The organism is Pararhizobium polonicum (assembly GCF_001687365.1).
GTDB classification, from domain to species: Bacteria; Pseudomonadota; Alphaproteobacteria; order Rhizobiales; family Rhizobiaceae; genus Pararhizobium; species Pararhizobium polonicum.
Genome location: NZ_LGLV01000011.1, coordinates 78,387 through 97,792 on the forward strand (window position 1 = coordinate 78,387; position 19,406 = coordinate 97,792).

The 19,406-nt window shown below is 60.7% G+C and carries 15 protein-coding genes; 13 read left to right on the top strand and 2 right to left on the bottom strand.

Annotation, left to right across the window (positions count from 1 at the left end):
• Positions 1 to 11: 11 nt before the first annotated feature.
• From lpxD to lpxB, 5 genes are read left to right on the top strand one after another with little or no spacing between them, the layout of a single operon-like run.
• Positions 12 to 1,079 carry a UDP-3-O-(3-hydroxymyristoyl)glucosamine N-acyltransferase gene (gene lpxD, locus ADU59_RS17845; RefSeq protein ID WP_068955509.1) on the top strand — a complete coding sequence of 356 codons (1,068 nt, stop codon included), beginning with the start codon at positions 12 to 14 and terminating at the stop codon, positions 1,077 to 1,079.
• Positions 1,072 to 1,539, top strand: a complete 468-nt coding sequence (gene fabZ, locus ADU59_RS17850) for a 3-hydroxyacyl-ACP dehydratase FabZ (protein ID WP_037166637.1) — start codon at positions 1,072 to 1,074, stop codon at positions 1,537 to 1,539. Before lpxD ends, fabZ begins: the two co-directional genes overlap by 8 nt.
• A gap of 2 nt (positions 1,540 to 1,541) precedes the next feature.
• Positions 1,542 to 2,354 (top strand): acyl-ACP--UDP-N-acetylglucosamine O-acyltransferase, encoded by an 813-nt coding sequence (gene lpxA / locus ADU59_RS17855; protein ID WP_099050862.1) that lies wholly within the window; start codon positions 1,542 to 1,544, stop codon positions 2,352 to 2,354.
• A gap of 5 nt (positions 2,355 to 2,359) precedes the next feature.
• Positions 2,360 to 3,241, top strand: a complete 882-nt coding sequence (locus ADU59_RS17860) for an LpxI family protein (protein WP_068955511.1) — start codon at positions 2,360 to 2,362, stop codon at positions 3,239 to 3,241.
• Entirely contained in the window at positions 3,238 to 4,428 is a 1,191-nt protein-coding gene (lpxB, locus tag ADU59_RS17865) for a lipid-A-disaccharide synthase (protein WP_068955512.1), read from the top strand. Before ADU59_RS17860 ends, lpxB begins: the two co-directional genes overlap by 4 nt.
• A gap of 36 nt (positions 4,429 to 4,464) precedes the next feature.
• Here lpxB and gltA read toward each other — a convergent pair whose 3' ends face one another.
• Positions 4,465 to 5,754 (bottom strand): citrate synthase, encoded by a 1,290-nt coding sequence (gene gltA, locus ADU59_RS17870; RefSeq protein WP_068955513.1) that lies wholly within the window; start codon positions 5,752 to 5,754, stop codon positions 4,465 to 4,467.
• A 310-nt stretch (positions 5,755 to 6,064) separates the two neighbouring features.
• Here gltA and ADU59_RS17875 point away from each other — a divergent pair, with 310 nt between their 5' ends.
• From ADU59_RS17875 to exbD, 3 genes are all read left to right on the top strand, one after another.
• A complete protein-coding gene (locus tag ADU59_RS17875) occupies positions 6,065 to 8,563 on the top strand; it encodes a ComEC/Rec2 family competence protein (RefSeq protein WP_425332030.1) in 2,499 nt (832 codons plus the stop codon).
• 227 nt (positions 8,564 to 8,790) lie between these two features.
• The gene (exbB, locus tag ADU59_RS17880; protein WP_068955515.1) at positions 8,791 to 9,777 is read left to right on the top strand and encodes a tonB-system energizer ExbB; all 987 of its coding nucleotides are present in this window, start codon (positions 8,791 to 8,793) and stop codon (positions 9,775 to 9,777) included.
• Positions 9,778 to 9,781: 4 nt separating this feature from the next.
• Positions 9,782 to 10,207: a TonB system transport protein ExbD gene (gene exbD, locus ADU59_RS17885; RefSeq protein WP_068955516.1), complete on the top strand. Its 426-nt coding sequence runs from the start codon at positions 9,782 to 9,784 to the stop codon at positions 10,205 to 10,207.
• Between the two features lie 14 nt (positions 10,208 to 10,221).
• On the opposite strand, the gene ADU59_RS17890 is transcribed toward exbD, so the two are convergent.
• Complete coding sequence (locus tag ADU59_RS17890) at positions 10,222 to 10,938, bottom strand: acyloxyacyl hydrolase (protein WP_083198328.1); 717 nt, start codon at positions 10,936 to 10,938, stop codon at positions 10,222 to 10,224.
• A 133-nt stretch (positions 10,939 to 11,071) separates the two neighbouring features.
• Here ADU59_RS17890 and ADU59_RS17895 point away from each other — a divergent pair, with 133 nt between their 5' ends.
• The 5 genes from ADU59_RS17895 (at position 11,072) to ADU59_RS17915 (ending at position 19,175) form a co-directional block, all read left to right on the top strand.
• Complete coding sequence (locus ADU59_RS17895) at positions 11,072 to 11,737, top strand: protein-L-isoaspartate O-methyltransferase family protein (RefSeq protein ID WP_068955517.1); 666 nt, start codon at positions 11,072 to 11,074, stop codon at positions 11,735 to 11,737.
• Positions 11,738 to 12,041: 304 nt separating this feature from the next.
• Positions 12,042 to 13,439: a TolC family outer membrane protein gene (locus ADU59_RS17900; RefSeq protein ID WP_068955663.1), complete on the top strand. Its 1,398-nt coding sequence runs from the start codon at positions 12,042 to 12,044 to the stop codon at positions 13,437 to 13,439.
• Between the two features lie 224 nt (positions 13,440 to 13,663).
• Positions 13,664 to 14,518 carry a PopZ family protein gene (locus ADU59_RS17905; RefSeq protein WP_068955518.1) on the top strand — a complete coding sequence of 285 codons (855 nt, stop codon included), beginning with the start codon at positions 13,664 to 13,666 and terminating at the stop codon, positions 14,516 to 14,518.
• A 127-nt stretch (positions 14,519 to 14,645) separates the two neighbouring features.
• Positions 14,646 to 17,486 (top strand): valine--tRNA ligase, encoded by a 2,841-nt coding sequence (locus tag ADU59_RS17910; protein WP_068955519.1) that lies wholly within the window; start codon positions 14,646 to 14,648, stop codon positions 17,484 to 17,486.
• 462 nt (positions 17,487 to 17,948) lie between these two features.
• The gene (locus tag ADU59_RS17915) at positions 17,949 to 19,175 is read left to right on the top strand and encodes an OmpP1/FadL family transporter (RefSeq protein WP_068955520.1); all 1,227 of its coding nucleotides are present in this window, start codon (positions 17,949 to 17,951) and stop codon (positions 19,173 to 19,175) included.
• The last annotated feature ends 231 nt before the right edge of the window (positions 19,176 to 19,406 follow it).

The following is a 19,406-nucleotide window of genomic DNA, read 5'->3' on the forward strand; positions in this document are numbered from 1 at the left end:
GAGTGTTGGCCATGGAACACAACTGGTTTTTCCCGCCGCATGATGGGATCCGCCTGAGCGATCTGGCGGATCAGATTGGTGCGACGCTTGAAGACGCATCCTCCGCCGACCGGCTCGTCCGGTCGGTGTCGCCGGTCTACCGGGCGAAGGAGGGGGACATCTGCTACATGCTGTCCCGCAAAAACCGCGCCGAGCTGGAAACCTGTCAGGCGACCGCGATCGTCTGCGACAAGGCTTTGGTGCCGCTCATTCCTTCCCATATTCCTGTTCTTTTGACGGCATATCCCCACACGGCTTTTGCGGTGGCTGGCGCGATCCTGCATCCGCAGGCGATGCGTCCGACCCAAAATCTGTCTGGGGCAGGCGGCATATCGCCCGCTGCTTTCATCGACCCGTCAGCGCAGATCGAGGACAATGTCGATATCGAAGCGACGGCCGTGATCGGCGCAGGCGCACATATCGGCTCAGGCACGTGGATTGCCGCCGGCGCTGTCATCGGGCCCGGCGTGCGTATTGGCCGCGATTGCACGATTTCAGCCGGCGCCAGCGTGCTCTGCGCGCTTGTCGGCAACAATGTCATCATCCACCCCGGCGCCCGGATCGGGCAGGACGGTTTCGGCAATGCGCCGGGACCGAAGGGTGGCATGATCAAGATCGTCCAGATTGGCCGCGTCATCCTGCAGGATAGGGTCGAAGTCGGCGCCAATACGACGATCGATCGCGGCGCAATGGACGATACGGTGGTCGGCGAAGGCACGAAAATCGATAATCTTGTCCAGCTTGGACACAATGTTCGCATCGGCCGCCATTGCGGCATCGCAGCGCAGGTCGGGATTGCCGGCAGCACTGTCATCGGCGACGGCGTCCTGATCGGCGGTGCTGCAGCAATCAACGGGCACATTACCATCGGCGACCGCGCACAGATCGCGGCCATGAGCGGTGTCGCTGCCGACGTGCCTGCGGGCGAGCGTTACGGCGGCATACCGGCACGCCCCATGCGCGACTTTCTTCGCGATGTCGCGGAAATGACGGCGCGGGCACACAACAGACAAAAGAAATCGGGAGGCATTGATGAGTGAAGCAGGAACAACCGTTCTCGGTACAGCCGATATCCGGGAAATCTTGAAGTTGCTTCCCCATCGCTATCCGTTCCTGCTGGTGGACCGGATCATCGAGATCGACGGGGACAATTCGGCGATCGGCATCAAGAACGTGACCGCCAACGAGCCGCATTTCACCGGGCATTTTCCCGAGCAGCCGATCATGCCGGGCGTTCTTCTGATCGAAGGCATGGCCCAGACGGCCGGCGCGATCTGCGCGCGCAAGACCGGCGACGGCAGCAACCTCGTCTATTTTATGACGATCGACAACGCCCGCTTCCGCAAGCCGGTCATCCCGGGCGATCGGGTCGAGTTCCATGTCGTCAAGCAGAAGCAGCGCGGCAATATCTGGAAATTTCACTGTGATGCAAAAGTTGACGGGCAACTTGTCGCAGAAGCTGATATCGGCGCGATGATTATCAGCAAGGAAGACGCCTGAACATGATTGCAGCCACTGCGAAGATCCACCCGCTCTCGGTTATCGAAGACGGGGCGGTGATCGGCGACAATGTTGTTGTCGGCCCCTTCTGCCATGTCGGGCCGAAGGTGACGCTGGCGGACAATGTCGAGCTGATCAGCCATGTGGTCGTGCTCGGACGCACGACAGTCGGTAAGGGATCGAAGATTTTTCCGTCCGCCGTCATCGGCGGCGATTCGCAGAGCGTGCATCACAGTGCGGTCGATACGACTTTGGTGATCGGTGAAAACTGCACCATCCGCGAAGGCGTGACGATGAACACGGGAACCGTCGAGCATGGCGGCGCGACGGTCATCGGCGACAACAATCTGTTTCTCGCCTATGCCCATGTCGCCCATGATTGCCGCCTCGGCAACAATATCATCCTGTCCAACAACGTCATGCTGGCGGGCCATGTCACGGTCGGCGACCGCGCCATTCTCGGCGGCGGCTCGGCCGTACACCAGTTTGTCCGTATCGGGCGTCAGGCGTTCGTCGGAGGGCTTTCGGCTGTCGCCTATGACGTCATTCCCTATGGCATGCTGAATGGCAATCCGGGCTTGCTCGGTGGTCTGAATGTCGTGGGCATGAGCCGCTCCGGCATTGAAAAGCCAGTCATTCATACCGTGCGGCGTGCCTACAAGCAGATTTTCGAAGGTCCGGAATCCATTCGCGCCAATGCCGCAGCGATCCGTGGCGATTACGTCGATTGCCCGCCGGCGCTCGAGATTCTCGATTTCATCGCGGCGGAAAGCGATCGGGCCCTGTCGTCACCGACACGGGGCAGCAAGGGCTGAGGCAGATGAGCTTGGACAGCCGGCCAGAGATCAAAGACCGGCTGGCGATCATCGCTGGTGGCGGTTTGCTGCCGCTGCATGTCGCCGAGGCGGCGCGGATACACGGCGAAAATCCCTTCATCATTGCGCTCACCAACGAATCGGACCGGGACTGGTCCGCGTTCGACCACACGACGCTTGGCATCGGCAATTTCAAGGCGATCAGCGGCGTCTTTCGCGATGCGGGGATCGGCCGCGTGGTCATGTCGGGTGCCGTGCGCCGCCGGCCGGACTGGCGCGATATCAAGCCGACGCTGAGGAGCCTCGCGAAAGTACCCAGCGTTCTGCGCACGCTTCTGTCGGGCGGTGATGATGCCGTTTTGAAAATGGCAATCGAGCTCATCGAGGCCAATGGTGCGCGGGTGATCGGCGTGCAGGAGATCGTGCCGGAGCTTTTGGCCGACATCGGCACGCTGGGCGCCTGCAATCCGGGCGCGGAAGACCAGGCGGATATCGAGGCTGCCGAAGCTGCTGCCATCGCGCTCGGCCATCTGGATGTCGGGCAGGGTGCCGTGGCCGTGGGCGGGCGCGTCGTCGCTCTGGAGGGGCCGGAAGGCACCGACGCGATGCTTGAACGCGTGGCGCGGCTGAAAGCCGATGGCCGCATTTCCAGCCGCCGGCGCGGTGTTCTCGTCAAGCTCTGCAAGCCGCAGCAGGATCTGCGTGCCGACCTGCCGTCGGTCGGGCCTTCGACGATCAGGAGCGCCCAGGCCGCCGGACTTGCCGGCATAGCGGTCGAGGCCGGCCGCGCACTGGTTCTCGAACGGGCCGAGATGATTGCACTGGCCAATGAGGCCGGTCTCTTTGTCACGGGGGTCGACCGCGCCTTGTTGCGAGGTTTGCGATGAACGCGAACGGTCTGAAGCTCGCTGTGATTGCCGGAGAAGTCTCTGGCGACCTGCTTGGGGCCGACCTCGTCAAGTCTCTGCGTCCGCTGACCGGCGGCAATCTCTCCCTGGTGGGGGTTGGCGGCGAGGGGCTGGAGGCGGAGGGGCTTGTATCCCTGTTCGATTATTCCGAGCTGTCCATCATGGGGATCTCGCAGGTCCTGGCCAGGTTGCCGAAGCTCATCCTGCGGATACGCCAGACGGCCAGCGCCATCATTGCGGCCAGGCCGGATGTCCTCGTTATCATTGACAGCCCGGATTTTACCCATCGCGTCGCACGCATCGTCCGCAAGGCTTTGCCGGACCTGCCGATCGTCAACTATGTCTGCCCGAGCGTCTGGGCCTGGAAGCCCGAACGCGCCCTCAAGATGCGGCCCTATGTCGATCACGTTCTGGCGGTGCTTCCCTTTGAGCCGGAGGTGATGCAGCGCCTTGGCGGTCCGCCGACGACCTATGTCGGGCACCGGCTGGCAAGCGACGCCAATGTGCTGTCCGTCCGCGCGCAGCAGGTGGAAAAACACGCCGCGGGGGTGGATGTGGATGTAGCAGCTGCCACATGCCTGCTGCTGCCAGGGTCGCGCGGCAGCGAAATCAGCCGGCTGTTGCCCGCTTTCGGAGAAACGGCGCAGGAGTTGCGCAGCCGTCATCCGGACATGCGGTTCCTGCTCCCGACCGTTCCAAGGCAGGAAAAGCTCGTCCGTCAGATCACCGAATTCTGGCCCGTCAAACCGGAGATCACGGTTGGTGCAGCGGCCAAGTGGCAGGCTTTCGCCGAGGCCGATGCTGCCATTGCCGCATCCGGTACCGTCATTCTCGAGCTTGGGCTGGCCGGTATCCCGGTGGTGTCGACCTACAAGGCCGATTGGATCATTCGGCTGATGCACAAGCGCATCAAGATCTGGACGGCGGCCATTCCCAATCTCGTGGCCGATTATCCGGTGGTGCCGGAATATCTCAACGAAGCGATCCGCCCCGGTGCGCTGTCTCGCTGGGTGGAGCGTCTGACCGCCGTCACGCCCGAGCGCGAGGCGATGCTGTCCGGTTTCCGCACCGTCTGGAAGCGCATGGCGACGGACAGGCCACCCGGAGAGGCCGCCGCCCAAATCGTTCTGGATGTTCTCAATGCAAAAAAGCCCGGCCATCTCTGAAGAGGCCGGGCTTTTCCATGTGCTGATTCCGTCAGCTTAGCGCTTGGAGACGGGTACGTAATCGCGTTCCGGCTCGCCGATGTAGAGCTGGCGCGGACGGCCGATGCGCTGTTCCGGATCTTCGATCATCTCGTTCCACTGGGCGATCCAGCCGACCGTGCGGGCGAGTGCGAACAGCACCGTGAACATGGTCGTGGGGAAGCCGAGAGCCTTCAGCGTGATGCCGGAGTAGAAGTCGATGTTCGGATAGAGCTTCTTCTCGATGAAGTAGCTGTCCGTCAGTGCGATGCGCTCGAGTTCCATCGCAACGTCCAGCAGCGGATCGTCCTTGTGGCCGAGTTCCGCCAGCACTTCATGCGTCGTCTTCTGCATGATCTTGGCGCGCGGGTCGTAGTTCTTGTAGACGCGGTGGCCAAAGCCCATCAGACGGAACGGATCGTTCTTGTCCTTGGCGCGGGCGATAAATTCCGGAATACGATCGACCGAGCCGATTTCAGCCAGCATGTTGAGGGCTGCTTCGTTGGCGCCGCCATGGGCGGGGCCCCAGAGGCAGGCAATACCGGCAGCGATACAGGCGAACGGGTTGGCACCCGAGGAGCCGGCAAGGCGCACTGTGGACGTCGAAGCGTTCTGCTCGTGATCGGCGTGCAGGATGAAGATGCGGTCCATGGCGCGGGCAAGCACCGGATTGACCGTATATTCTTCGCACGGAACAGCAAAACACATGCGCAGGAAGTTCGACGCGTAGTCCAGATCGTTCTTCGGATAAACGAAGGGCTGGCCGATATGGTACTTATAGGCCATGGCGGCGAGCGTCGGCATCTTGGCGATCATCCGCAGGCTGGCAACCATGCGCTGATGCGGATCGGTGATGTCGGTCGAGTCGTGATAGAAGGCCGAAAGGGCGCCGACACAGCCGCACATGACAGCCATCGGATGAGCATCGCGGCGAAAGCCGGTAAAGAAGCGGGACATCTGCTCGTGCACCATCGTATGATGGGTGACGCGGTAGTCGAAGTCGACTTTCTGTGCCTTGGTCGGGAGTTCGCCGTAGAGCAGCAGATAGCAGACTTCCAGGAAGTCGCCATGCTCGGCCAATTGCTCGATCGGATAGCCGCGATGCAGGAGGATACCCTGGTCACCGTCGATATAGGTGATCTTGGATTCACACGATGCTGTCGAGGTGAAGCCGGGGTCGTAGGTAAACTGGCCGGTCTGCTTGTAGAGGGTGCCGATATCGACCACATCCGGACCGATCGACCCCGATCGCACCGGCAATTCTACCGTTTTGTCATCGACGGTTACGACTGCGCTTTTTCCTGTCATGGGGATCCTCCGTTTGCAGCAAATTGGCACACAATTATGCCGCAGATATTAACGCCGACCATGTGCTACCCGATTTAGACACGGCTGCCAAGTTGAACCAAAGGCAAATTGTGCGATGCAAAAATAGGCATATGGCAACGCAATAATTACATGTTCGGCCCGTATGTCCAATGACATAATCGTTCGGGGCTGGTCGCCCGCTGTGGGTCGGGAAACTGCTGCCTGTTTTTTAGGCGAAAATCTCCTCGGTTGCATTTGAGGGTGCCCGGTTGCAAACTGCTGATGGGCGAGTGCGGCTGGAGCGGCATTCATGACTGAGGGGCAGGAGCCAAGAGTGGCGTCACGCACGCGGTTTCGCGGCGCGCTTCCCGATGCCTTTCAGACTTTGCTGAAAATCCCTGAAACACCTGAAAAAACATCGGAAAACCCGGAGCGACCGCCATATTTTACAAGGCTCCCGTCAATTGGCAGGAAGCTGCGAGGGGGCGAGTGGCGTGTTCGGTTCCGGCAGGCCGTGAGGGAGGAGCAGGCCTTCGGTCATGCTTTTCTGTTCATACCGGTGTTCCTTGGCCTGGGTTCGCTCGTGTGGTTTTCGCTTGCCGAGACGCCCGGCTTTCTCAAACTTGCACTGCTGACGTGCGTTTTTGGCATAGCAGCTTTTTTGCTCCGGCATTCGGCCAGCGTCTGGCGCATCATCACGCTTCTGGCTGCGTTGTTTATCGCAGGCATGGTGCTTGCCGCCGTGGAGACGGCGCGCATGGATACGGTGTTGCTCGATACGCCGGTCACGACAATGGTTCGCGGTACGGTCACGGCGCGGGAAACCACCGACCGGGGGTATTGGCGCTACACGGTCGCTGTGACGCAGACCACGGATCCGGTCTTGAAGCGTCCTCCCGAGATGGTCACGCTTCTCTCCCGCAACCGCGAAACGCCGGTCGGGATCGGTGGTGGGATCGAGGGCAGGGCGCGATTGTCGCCGCCATCCGGCGCCGTCCTCCCCGGTCTCAACGATTTCGCCTTCGACAGCTATTTCAAGGGCATCGGCGCAGTTGGGTATTTCTACGGAAAGCCGCAGGCCGTCGCGGCAGCTGACGACGGTGTCAAAGGCGGGATCGCAGCATGGCGTGTTCGCGCGGGCGAGGCTGTGGCCCGATGGCGCGAGGCGATCGGCGCGCGTATTCGCGGAACGATCGGTGGCGATGCAGGCGCAATTGCCGCGGCGCTGGTGACGGCCGAGGAGCGCGCCATCAGCCGTCCGACGATCGAAGCGCTGCGCGAGGCGGGACTTGCGCATGTGCTGGCGATTTCCGGGTTGAACATGGTTCTCGCGGCCGGAACCTTCCTGGTCGGCGCCCGCACGCTTCTCAGTCTCGTTCCGGGGCTGGCACACCGGTTTCCGATCAAGAAGATTGCCGCTGCCGGCGCCCTGATCATGGTGTTCGCCTATATTCTCATCTCGGGCGGTGCTGTGTCTGCCGTCCGGTCCTGGATCATGATTTCCATCATGCTCGTTGCCGTGTTCTTCGATCGGCCGTCGATCAGCCTGCGCAATGTGGCGCTGTCGGCGCTGATCATTCTGGTGGTCACCCCGTCGGCTGCGACCGGCCCCGGTTTCCAGATGTCGTTTGCCGCGACATTGGCGCTGGTCGCCGGTTATGCGCATTGGCGCGAGCGGCCTGGCCGTGACGCGCGGCCGGCCCGCCGCAAAGCCGGGCCGCTGACGGCCGTTGGCGGCTTTTTCGCCGGCTTGCTGCTCAGTTCCTTCATCGGCGGTATGTCGACGATGATTTATTCGGCCGGGCATTTCCACAGGCTTGCGGCCTATGGGCTCGTCGGCAATGTGCTGGCCATGCCGGTCATCAGCATTTTCGTCATGCCGTTCGCCCTGATTGCCATGCTCCTGATGCCCTTTGGGCTGGATCGCTATCCGCTGCTGGTCATGGGGCAGGGGCTGGATTGGATGATCACCATCGCTGATATGGTCTCTTCCTGGGGTGGCGAGGTGACGACCGGCCGCATCCCGGACCATGCTTTCATGCTGATTGCGGCGGGCGGTGTTCTCGCCTGTCTGCTTCGAACATGGCTGGCCGTGTCCGGCCTCATTGTCGTTGCCGCAGGCCTTCTCGTGGTGTGGAGCGGCACTGCTGCGCGGCCAGACGTGGTGATCGCGGAAGATGGGCGTCTGGTGGCGATGATCGAACAGGACAGAGCTGCCACCAACCGGAGCAAGCCGCCCGATTTCGTCTTTTCCCAGTGGCAGCGGGCGCTGCGTTTGCAGAGCCATCAAAAGCCGGAGCAGCGGACTGATCTGGCAATCGAGGATACCGAAGTGCCGGAACCGGCCGTAACAGAGACCGGTGGCGGCCGGAAAAAGCGGCCACCGATCGACAAGGATCTGGCGCGTTTTGCCGTTCGCCAGCTTTTGGCCGAGGCAACGCCCGACCGTTTCCTGTGCGTGCCGAAACAATGGTGTGCCGCCAGGGCGCGGCAGGGCTGGCGGATCGTCACGGTCGAAGACGCGCGGTTTATCGGTATTGCCTGCGACGAGGCGGATATCGTCGTGATACCGGTCATGCTGCGATTTCGCACCTGCCGGTCGGGTGCGCTGCTGTTGAGCGGTCAAAGCCTACGGCGCACGGGGGCGGTCGAGATTTACGGTCCGTCTCCGGGCGAGCCGGCGGGAGAGACCGGCAAGGCGGAGATGCGGGTGGTTTTCGCACTGGAACAGTTGCAGCGGCCATGGGCACGACACAGGACCTACGACTGGCGAACCGGGCTGTTCGATGCGCAGGCACCGGATGAATAAGGCCGGTTCCGGCTTCAGGCATGAGCGATGGGAAGCCGATTTCCGCCAATTTATTTATTCTTGATTAAAGCACTCCACAAATCCTTGTCTTTCCGCCATAGTATGTCATATGAAGCCGCGATGGACGCCGGCGCCGCTGGGGCCGGCTGTCAAATGATGGATTTGCGCGTTCCTGCCATCCCGTTCTCCCAAGCGGACGGTGGGCGATGATGAGATAAGGATAGATCATGCCGAACCGGGTAATGCCGAAATGGATGATGCTGGCGGTCGTGCTGCTGGCCTTCTCGAATGCCGGAGCGCTGCACGCGCAGGAAACACCGGCTGCAGCAACAAGCCAAACGCAACAGCCCGTTCAGGCAGCGCCTGAAGGCAATGTATTGCCGGCAACGCCCACGGATGATGCAGCGCAGACCGCGCCGGACGATGAAACCGTTCGGAATGATGTGCAGGCAGACGCAGCCAATCCGGTCCTGCCGCACGACCTTTCGCCGCTCGGCATGTTCATGGCCGCGGATATTGTCGTCAAGGGTGTCATGGGCGCCCTGGCTCTGGCATCGGTCGCAACCTGGGCCATTCTCCTCGTCAAGTCGTTCGAACTTGCGGCAGCAAAGAGCAGCGCCAGGCGCGCGGTGCGGGCCTTGTCCGACGCGGTGATCCTGCGGGATGTTCGCGAGGCTTTGACGGCTAAGAAGGGGCCTACGGCGCAGATGATTGCGGCTGCGGGCGACGAGTTGTCGAAATCGGAAGCGATCCTCGATATCGTCTCGACGCAGGGCGTGAAGGAACGTGTGGCATCGCAACTGTCCCGCATCGAGGCCGGGGCGGGCAAGCGCATTGCCAGCGGCACCGGCATTCTCGCGACGGTCGGCTCGATCTCGCCCTTCGTGGGGCTTTTCGGCACGGTCTGGGGCATCATGAACTCGTTCATCGGCATCAGCCAGGCGCAGACGACCAATCTTGCCATCGTCGCCCCCGGTATCGCCGAAGCGCTTTTGGCAACGGCCATCGGCCTCGTTGCCGCTATCCCGGCCGTCATCATCTACAATTATTTCGCCCGCTCGATCAGCGGCTATCGTCTGATCCTCGCCGATGCGTCGGCTGCGGTCGAACGGCTCGTCAGCCGTGATCTCGACTTCCGCCAGGCGCGTCGTCTCGCGCCGCGCAAGGCCGAAAGCCATGCGCATACGGAAGCCGGCATCGCGCGGATCGGATAAGACCATGGCCAGCAAGATCAGCGAAAGCGCCGGCGACCTCGAGGAAAACAGCGAGATCAACGTCACTCCTTTCATCGACGTCATGCTCGTTCTGTTGATCATCTTCATGGTGGCGGCGCCGCTCGCCACCGTCGATATGAAGGTCGACCTGCCGCAATCGGCCGCAGCACCGGTCAAGCGCGACGACAAGCCGGTTTTCGTTACCCTGAAGGCCGACCTCTCCCTGGCGCTGGGCAACGATGAAACCGAACGCGACGATTTCGTCGCGGAGCTCAACCGCATGACCGAGGGCAATACGCAGACCCGCATCCTGCTGCGCGCCGACAAGGCCGTCGACTACGGCGAGCTGATGGCGGTCATGAACCTCATCCAGAGGGCGGGCTATGCGAAAATCGGACTTGTCGGCCTGGAAGCGGCCCCTGCCGGCTGAGGCCGGAAGCGGGATTAAAACTTGTATCCGATGGCCAGGCCTGCATGGCTGAGGCCATCGTTCGGCCCGTCGCACAGATTGGCGTGCGACGAATGGTCCGCCGTTGCCAGGATCCGCCAGTTGTCCGTTACCCGGTAACCGACCGCGACCTGCTCGCGAAAGAGCAGGCGGCATCCCAGATCCGGCCCGCGAGCGCCGCTATCCAGATTGCCATTGTGAACGGTCCCCCCAAGGCCGAGTTCGACAAAGAAACGGTCGGTGATATCGGCGGTCCAGCTGAAGCCGCCATAAATCTGATCGACCCCGCCGCCTGCGCCGATGGAGGTGCCAAGATAGATCCTCGGTTCGAGAATGGACTGCTGCCATGTTGCCGTCCCGCCGCTCGACAGCGGATCGAAGAATATCGTGGCGGACGGAAAGATGCCCGATTCGCGCCCGTCTCCGCCATTGATCGAGGCACTGGTGCCGAAACGCAGTTCATCGAAAATCGCTTCGGCGGCCATCGCGCTCTGATGTCCTGGGCTGGAAAAGACCAAAGCTGTCGAGAAAAGTCCAAGCCGAATAAGATTGGTCAGACGTGGCTGTTTAAAACGCACTTGCACTTTTACGCCTCCCGTTCCGGCGATTCGGTTCAATGCATGGGGAATCTGACCGGATTTCTTGCAGATGGGAACCAGAATATGTGTGCCGGCTTTTGTGAAGCTTGCTTTTTTGCAAGAACTGCATTCCATAGCTTGAAACGGCAGATGCGCGGATTTATGAGCTTGGCCATGCCCGGTCGACTCACGCCACCGGTTGTTTTATCTGCGCAAGCCAAAAGCGCGCAAACGCCGGAAGACGATCCGGATCACGAGGGCAGGCAGGATGAATTTCGAAGCAGCACGCATCAAGATGGTCGACAACCAGATCCGCACGACGGATGTGACGTCGCACGCCGTTCTTTCGGCATTCCTGTCGGTTCCGCGAGAAGAGTTCGTGCCTGTGGGGATGAAGCCGCTGGCCTATATCGACAGCGATATCGAGCTGTCGGCAGATCCTGCCACTGGCCGGCGCTACCTGATGGAGCCGTCGCCCCTGGCCAAGCTTCTCCAGCTGGCCGAAATTTCCAAGGGCGACAAGGTGCTCGAGGTCGGTTGCGGCACGGGCTACGCATCGGCAATTCTGTCGGACCTTGCCGGTTCGGTGGTGGCGCTCGAAAGCGATGCCGCACTTGCTTCGGAAGCAACGGCAACTTTGACCCGTCTCGGTTATTCGAATGTTTCGGTCGTCACGGGCGAGCTCGAAAAGGGCCATGCGGCACACGCGCCGTATGACGTGATCTTCGTTCACGGCGCGGTCGAGACGGTCCCGGCATCACTTCTGGCACAGTTGAATGACGGCGGTCGTCTGGTGGCGGTGGTTGGCTTTGGCAATGCGTCACGTGCCCAGCTCTTCCTGCGGGAAAACGGCAAGACATCGGAGCGGCTGGCGTTCAACACAGCCGTCAAGCCGCTGCCGGGATTCCGGCTGGCCCGCGAATTCGTCTTTTGACGATCCGCTGATCGAGAGCACGCAATATCCGATTGCCGCCGCGCAGATCGCAATGTTGCGATTTGGCAACGTGATCTCCGTTTCTCTGCTGTTTGCCCCATAGGCAAGAGCCGACATGGTTGTTCGCACGTCCAATCCGGGCTTCAAAGGAAGCCTTGGGGGCTATTGGGGCGGTGTATTTTCTGTATTTTTCGTCTGCTGGCCGAATATGGCAGGACGCGGCAGCTATCCGGGGGATCCGGACCGTCGATATTGTGCGGAATTGGGAGGCGCTGATCGCAGCAGCTTCCGTACCGGAGTAAAAATTGTGTCGATTTTTTATAAGACGGCTGTGGCGGCGGCTCTTTCCACCGCAGTGTGGTTCATGCCTTGCACCGTTTCCGCTGAAACCATTACCGGTGCGATGGCCAAGGCTTATCAGAACAATCCGGATCTCAACGCTGTTCGCGCCGGTCTTCGCGCAACCGACGAAGGTGTCCCGATCGCCAAATCCGGCTACCGGCCACAGGTTTCGGCAAGCGTGCAGGGGACCTTGACCTCGCTGGAAATGGAGCGGCGCTTCGGCCTGAAGGACACGGTCGAGGACTTTCATACTGGGGTTGCCAGCATTACGGTGACGCAGCAGATTTTCGATGGATTCCAGACATTGAACAATGTCAGGGCTGCGGAGGCCAACGTATTTTCGAGCCGTGAGACGCTCAAGGCTAACGAAATTTCCATCCTGCTGGCAGCCGCGCAGTCCTATGCAAATATTGCGAGAGACCAGCGGATCGTGGCGATCCGGAAGCAGAACCTGGCCTTCCTCAAGGAACAGTTGAAGGCCGCCCAGTCGCGCCTGGGCGTTGGCGAGGGAACGCGGACAGACGTTAGTCAGGCCGAGGCAGAGCTTGCGAGCGCGCAAGCCATATTGGCAAACGCCATTGCCCAGCTGAAGCAGAGTGAATCCGTCTATGTGCAGATCGTCGGTGATGCGCCGGCGGGCGTGAAACAGCCCGCACCGGCATCGAAAGCTCTGCCGAAGACGCTCGATCAGGCTGTTGCGGCCGGTTTACGCGATAACCCGACGATTGCCGCCGCGCAGTACAATGTCGATGCGGCAGGATACAGGGTCAAATCCGCGGAGGGAACGATGTTGCCCGGCGTGGTGGTGCAAGGCTCCGTGGCGCGCAATACAGGCGATGCATCGGAGCGTACCGCAAGCGGTCTCGATAGCACAAGGGCCACCATTACCGCCCGTCTCGAAGTGCCGCTCTACCAGGGGGGCGCTGAATACGGCCAGATCCGGCAGGCCAAGGAGCGTCTCGGCCAGCAGCGCATTCTCGTCGATTCCGCCCGCGCGGCGGTTCAGCAGACGATCGTGTCCGCTCATGCCCAGTTGGAGGCAGCGCTGGCGACGACCATTGCCAACAAGGCGCAGGTCAGTGCGGCCAACATGGCGCTGGCGGGTGTCATCGAGGAGCGCAAGGTCGGCCAGCGCACGACGCTCGACGTGCTTGATGCGCAGCAGAGTGTTCTGGTTGCCGAGGAGAGCCTTGTTTCGTCGCAGCGCAATGCCGTGGTTGCCAGCTATTCGCTGCTGGCGGCGACGGGGCGCCTGACCGTTCGCAGTCAGGGCCTGCAGGTGGCTGAATATCGTGCCGAGGAACATTATGAAGAGGTCAAGGACAAGTGGTTCGGATTGCGCACAGTCGATGACCGGTGATCTTATCGCCTCATAACGCCAACGTTTCCAAAAATGGCGCGACCGTCCTGAACGGGCGGTTTCGCGATGCTGTAATGCAGCGGGTGACGTGGCGAACAAACCTGTGCATGATTCCTACTTGATGATTCGCAGCGTTTTGTTCCGATGTGAACTCGCATACAGTCCGTACCAATGACTGCGCGGCAATGTCTCGATTAAACGCGACCGCAGAAACGGGGATAAGAATGGCACAGCCCAATGTAGCGCGTGAACCTTCGATGGACGAAATTCTTGCGTCCATTCGAAAGATCATCGAAAGCAACGAGCCGGGCATTCCTGGTTTCCCCGCCAACGATTTTGGCCGGGCTCCGGATGATGCCTATCGCGGCTATGACGACGATGCTGAAGACATTCGTCTGACGATCGACGATGAAGGGATCGCCCCGGAATTCGAGACCGGGGAGGCTCATCCCGCTCCGTCCGTGCCTTTCCAGCCGCGAGAGCAGCAGGAGGCGAGTGCGAGGCCCGCAACACCGGCGCCGCCGCTATCGCTTGCCGATGTCGCGGCGCGTGTTCGCGCCGCCTCGGAGCGGCACGCGGTTCCGCTGCGGGAGCCGGAAAGCCCGTCTTCCGCCATTCGCGCCCGATCCGACAATCCGGCCCGGTCCGACAATCCGATGGTAACCTCCCGTATGGCGCCTGTGTCCGCTCCGCTGCCTTCGCAGCCAGAGGTCAGGCATGAGCCGTCGCCGGCGGCGGCAGTTTCCGTCGCCCAGCCGATTGTTGCAGCCGAGGAGAAAGCCGAACCGGCACCGACCGTCGCCGTCGAGCAGCCGGCAGAATTGCGCCAGCCGCTTGCCGTCGTCCCGGAAAAGGATACGGCAGCCATCGTTTCGCCTGCGGTCGGCGAGCAGGTTGCGCGGTCGTTCGGCGATCTGGCCCTGGCCGTCGACAGCAGCGCCCGACGCTCTTTCGATGAGATTGCCGAGGACATGCTGCGCCCGATGCTGCAGGAATGGCTCGATGACAATCTGCCGACGCTCGTTGAGCGGCTGGTGCGCGAGGAAATCGAGCGCGTCGCGCGCGGTCCCCGGCGGTAGACCACGCTTTTTCCATCTGCAAAGCCGCCAGCAACCACACTGGCGGCTTTTTTGGTGTTATTGTTGACACCAAAGCCTCGTTCCGATTTACAAACCACCGATATCAATCAGCAAGTTTGGCTCCAGAATGCTTGAAAAAACCTATGATTCCGCCGCTGTCGAACCCCGTATCGCCCAGCTATGGGATGACGAGGACGCCTTCCGCGCCGGCGCAGGTGCAAAACCGGGCGCCGAGAGCTTCTGCGTCGTCATCCCGCCGCCGAACGTGACCGGTTCGCTGCACATGGGACATGCGCTGAACAACACGCTTCAGGACGTCATGGTGCGCTTCGAGCGCATGCGCGGCAAGGACGTGTTGTGGCAGCCGGGCATGGATCACGCCGGCATCGCCACACAGATGGTCGTCGAGCGCAAACTGATGGAACGCCAATTGCACCGCCGCGAAATGGGTCGCGAGGCCTTCATCGACAAGGTCTGGGAATGGAAGGCCGAATCCGGCGGCCTGATCTTCAACCAGCTGAAGCGTCTGGGCGCATCCTGCGACTGGTCGCGCGAACGCTTCACCATGGATGAAGGTCTGTCGAAGGCTGTTCTTGAGGTCTTTGTCTCGCTCTACAAGGATGGCCTGATCTACAAGGACAAGCGTCTGGTCAACTGGGACCCGAAGCTACTGACGGCGATCTCCGACATGGAGGTCGAGCAGATCGAGATCAAGGGGCATCTCTGGCATCTGCGCTATCCGCTGGAAAAGGGCGTTACCTATCAGCACCCGATTGCCTTTGACGAAGAGGGCAAGCCGACCGAGTTTGAAACGCGCGACTATCTGGTTGTTGCGACCACGCGGCCGGAAACCATGCTCGGCGACACCGGCATTGCGGTCAATCCGGAAGACGAGCGGTACAAATCGATTGTTGGCAAACATGTCATTCTGCCGATCGTCGGCCGCAGGATACCGATCGTTGCCGATGACTATGCCGATCCGGCCGAGGGCACCGGTGCGGTCAAGATTACGCCGGCGCATGATTTCAACGACTTCGAAGTCGGCAAGCGTACCGGTCTTCGCCAGATCAGCATCCTCAATATCGATGCCACCGTTACCATCAAGGAAAACGAGGACTTTCTGGAAGGACTCGACCATCCGGCCGCCCTGCATGGTGCCTGGGACCGGCTGGAAGGACAGGATCGCTTCACCGCGCGGAAGATCATCGTCGAGATTTTCGAAGAAGCCGGCCTGCTCGACAAGATCGAGCCGCATCAGCATATGGTTCCGCACGGCGATCGCGGTGGCGTGCCGATCGAGCCGCGTTTGACCGAGCAATGGTGGGTGGACAACAAGACGCTGGCCAAGCCGGCCATCGCCTCGGTTCGGCAAGGCCGCACCCAATTCGTTCCAAAAAGCTGGGAAAAGACCTATTTCCAGTGGCTGGAAAACATCGAGCCCTGGTGCATTTCCCGCCAGCTCTGGTGGGGACACCAGATTCCTGCCTGGTACGGTCCTGATGGTCAGGTTTTCGTCGAGAAGACCGAGGAAGAAGCGCTGCATGCGGCTATTCAGCATTATCTGGCGCATGAAGGGCCGATGAAGGCCTATGTCGAGGACCTGCTGGAGAACTTCAAGCCGGGCGAGATCCTGACGCGTGACGAAGACGTTCTCGATACGTGGTTCTCGTCGGCGCTCTGGCCGTTCTCGACGCTGGGATGGCCGGACAAGACACCCGAATTGGCCCGATACTATCCGACCAACGTTCTGGTGACCGGGTTTGACATCATTCCGTTCTGGGTTGTCCGGATGATGCAGATGGGCCTGCATTTCATGAAGGATGAAGCCGGCAATCCGGTCGAGCCCTTCCACACCGTCTACATTCATGCTCTGGTGCGCGACAAGAACGGCGCCAAGATGTCGAAGTCGAAGGGCAACGTCATCGACCCCCTGGAACTGATCGACGAATACGGCGCCGATTCGCTGCGGTTCACGCTGGCAATCATGGCGGCGCAGGGCCGCGATGTGAAGCTCGATCCGGCCCGCATCGCCGGCTATCGCAATTTCGGCACCAAGCTCTGGAACGCGACGCGCTTTGCCGGCATGAACGGCGTTGCCAACGATCCGAAGTTCGTGCCCGAAACCTGCTCGCTGACGATCAATCGCTGGATTCTCACCGAGCTTTCCCGCGCGATCCGCGACGTGACCGAAGCCATTGAAGGCTACAGGTTCAACGAGGCGGCCGGCAGCCTCTACCGCTTCGTCTGGAACCAGTTCTGCGACTGGTATCTGGAATTGCTGAAGCCTGTCTTCAGCGGTGACGATGAAGCCGGGAAGGCGGAATCGCAGGCGTGTGTCGCCTATGTTCTCGATGAGACCTACAAGCTGCTGCACCCCTTCATGCCGTTCATGACGGAGGAGCTCTGGGCGCAGACGGCCGGCGAGAGCAGGACGCGCGACAGCCTGCTCTGCCACGCGGACTGGCCGGCAGCGTCCTATGCCGATGACGCAGCTGCAAGCGAGATCAACTGGCTGATCGATCTGGTGTCGGGCATCCGTTCGGTGCGCTCGGAAATGAACGTGCCGCCGGCGGCCATCGCGCCGCTCGTGGTCGTCGAGGCGAGCACGCAGACGAAGGAGCGGCTGGAACGGCATGCCGCGGCCATCCGCCGGCTGGCGCGTGTGGATGCCATCGATCTCGCTGCGGCGGCCCCGAAGGGCAGCGCCCAGATCGTGGTCGGCGAAGCGACGGTTTGCCTGCCGCTCGGCAGCCTGATCGATCTGGCGGCTGAAAAGCTGCGGCTCGAAAAGGCTGTTGGCAAGGTTGACCAGGAGCGTGAGCGTATCCTCGGCAAGCTTTCCAATGAAAAGTTCGTGGCCAATGCCCGTCCGGATGTGGTCGAGGCGGAACGCGAACGTCTCGCCGAGCTTGATGGCCAGAAGGCATCTCTGGGGGTGGCGCTGGCGCGGGTCGCAGACGCCGGTTGAAGACCGGCAATCAGAACGGCGTGCGGAACCGGGGCAACCGCTTCGGGTTCCGGGGCGCTGCCTTGAGCCATTGAAGATCGATCGAGTAAGGCGGCGGTGGCCGCCTTACTCACGTTCTGCGTGATTCTATCGCGTACACGCGGGGATTCCGCCTTCTGTGCCTCATCTTTCGTCGCTGATGCGCGCAGACGTCAAAAAATGGCATTGTTGTGTCGATGTGACACTCAGATACATTTCCGAAAAATTATTCTAACGAATGATGCGGTGTGGAGATTTTGGAGAATTCCATGCTGAATTCTTCGATTTTTGCGCCGTTCAATATTTTCTTACGTAAATTTCTCGTGATCCACAGCTGCTGATCGCCAAATCTAGGCCTTTGCCATTGGCAATTCGCAGTCAATACTTCCGTTCGCGGGGCCGATGTTCGCGTCGGCGACCGATCTGTGTTCAGGGGAGGGACGGATGGTTCACAAGAAAATCAAGACTGCCATGATGGCGGCACTGACTGTTGCATTGGCCGCAAGTGCTGCAAATGCTGGCGGTCTGGAACGTGGCGGCTACAATATCGACCTGCTGTTCGATCCATCGACCTATGCGGCCGAAGCCGCGGCGACCTATGTCAATCCGCAGCGCAAGCTTGACAATGTCGTGGACACGGACCCTAGCAACGGCATTGGCTCGAATGGTCGCGGTGCCGGCAAAACCAATGGTGTTGGTGACACGGAAGGCTACTGGGTTCCCCGTATCGGCGTAAAGGCCGGTTTTGGTGACAGCGTCGACTGCATGGCCGACTATTCGCAGCCCTGGGGCGCACATACCAAGCCGGGTGCGAACTGGATGGGTGCCAACGACAATATCGAAACGAAAATCGAGAGCGACAACTACGCGGCGACATGTTCCTACAAATGGGACGTTGGTAAGGGCCAGTTCCGCATTATCGGTGGTGCTTTTTACCAGGAAGTCAGTGGCTTCAAGGAGCGCCTTGTGACCCCAGTTCTGATGCCGGGCTTTGACGGCATTGGCCGCCTTGACTTGGATGGCAGCGGCTGGGGCTGGCGCGCTGGCGCGGCCTATGAAATTCCCGAATATGCGTTTCGCGCGAGCCTTGTCTACAACAGCGCAGTGGATCTCGACAATCTCGGCGGGACGATCGATCTGACCAAGGTTCTCCTTCCGAACGGGGCTGGTGGTTTTGTTCCGGGCACCAAATACGATGTATCCAGCTTTGCTTCCATGCCGGACTCTCTGGAACTCAAGGTTCAGACCGGCGTAGCCCCCGGTTGGCTCGTCTTCGGATCGGTCAAGTGGACGGACTGGAGCCAGTTGCAGGTCATTCAGATCACTCCGAACAGCACTCTCGATCCACGTAACCTTCCGACAAGCCTTACTCTTCTCTATCGGGATGGTTGGACAGTTTCGGGCGGTGTCGGTCACAAATTCAACGATAAATGGAGCGGCGCGGCCAGCCTGACCTGGGACCGTGGTACCAGCCATGGTTACGGCAATCAGACCGATACCTGGACGCTCGGAACCGGCGTATCCTATTCGCCGACCGAGAATGTCGAACTGAGGCTCGCTGGTGCCATTGGTCTTTTGACAAGCGGCAGCTCGGTTGGCGAGGATGTGAAGTACAACTTCGGCAATGACATCGTCAGCGCTGTCTCCACCTCACTGAAGGTCAAGTTCTGATCATCTGGCGATCATCATCCCAGGAGGCCCGGTGTTCGCATCGGGCCTTTATGTATTCGTGGTGGTTCATTGTCGCGCCCGCGGCCTGCGTCAGTCCCTCACGGCGTGCATGAGCGTTGTCGCGTTCAGGGCCAAATTTCCGCCACTTGCATGGTTTCCCTCCCGGGAATTGCAACCGCCGAAATCGGATTTTTTACGTTTCGGGCATCACGTTTTGTGACGATTCAGCAA

Excerpts from the sequence above, each read along its gene's own strand:
- lpxD (WP_068955509.1), top strand. The coding sequence starts at position 12 with ATGGAACACAACTGGTTTTTCCCGCCGCATGATGGGATCCGCCTGAGC.
- fabZ (WP_037166637.1), top strand. The coding sequence starts at position 1,072 with ATGAGTGAAGCAGGAACAACCGTTCTCGGTACAGCCGATATCCGGGAA.
- lpxA (WP_099050862.1), top strand. The coding sequence starts at position 1,542 with ATGATTGCAGCCACTGCGAAGATCCACCCGCTCTCGGTTATCGAAGAC.
- ADU59_RS17860 (WP_068955511.1), top strand. The coding sequence starts at position 2,360 with ATGAGCTTGGACAGCCGGCCAGAGATCAAAGACCGGCTGGCGATCATC.
- lpxB (WP_068955512.1), top strand. The coding sequence starts at position 3,238 with ATGAACGCGAACGGTCTGAAGCTCGCTGTGATTGCCGGAGAAGTCTCT.
- gltA (WP_068955513.1), bottom strand. The coding sequence starts at position 5,754 with ATGACAGGAAAAAGCGCAGTCGTAACCGTCGATGACAAAACGGTAGAA.
- ADU59_RS17875 (WP_425332030.1), top strand. The coding sequence starts at position 6,065 with ATGACTGAGGGGCAGGAGCCAAGAGTGGCGTCACGCACGCGGTTTCGC.
- exbB (WP_068955515.1), top strand. The coding sequence starts at position 8,791 with ATGCCGAACCGGGTAATGCCGAAATGGATGATGCTGGCGGTCGTGCTG.
- exbD (WP_068955516.1), top strand. The coding sequence starts at position 9,782 with ATGGCCAGCAAGATCAGCGAAAGCGCCGGCGACCTCGAGGAAAACAGC.
- ADU59_RS17890 (WP_083198328.1), bottom strand. The coding sequence starts at position 10,938 with ATGGAATGCAGTTCTTGCAAAAAAGCAAGCTTCACAAAAGCCGGCACA.
- ADU59_RS17895 (WP_068955517.1), top strand. The coding sequence starts at position 11,072 with ATGAATTTCGAAGCAGCACGCATCAAGATGGTCGACAACCAGATCCGC.
- ADU59_RS17905 (WP_068955518.1), top strand. The coding sequence starts at position 13,664 with ATGGCACAGCCCAATGTAGCGCGTGAACCTTCGATGGACGAAATTCTT.
- ADU59_RS17910 (WP_068955519.1), top strand. The coding sequence starts at position 14,646 with ATGCTTGAAAAAACCTATGATTCCGCCGCTGTCGAACCCCGTATCGCC.
- ADU59_RS17915 (WP_068955520.1), top strand. The coding sequence starts at position 17,949 with ATGGTTCACAAGAAAATCAAGACTGCCATGATGGCGGCACTGACTGTT.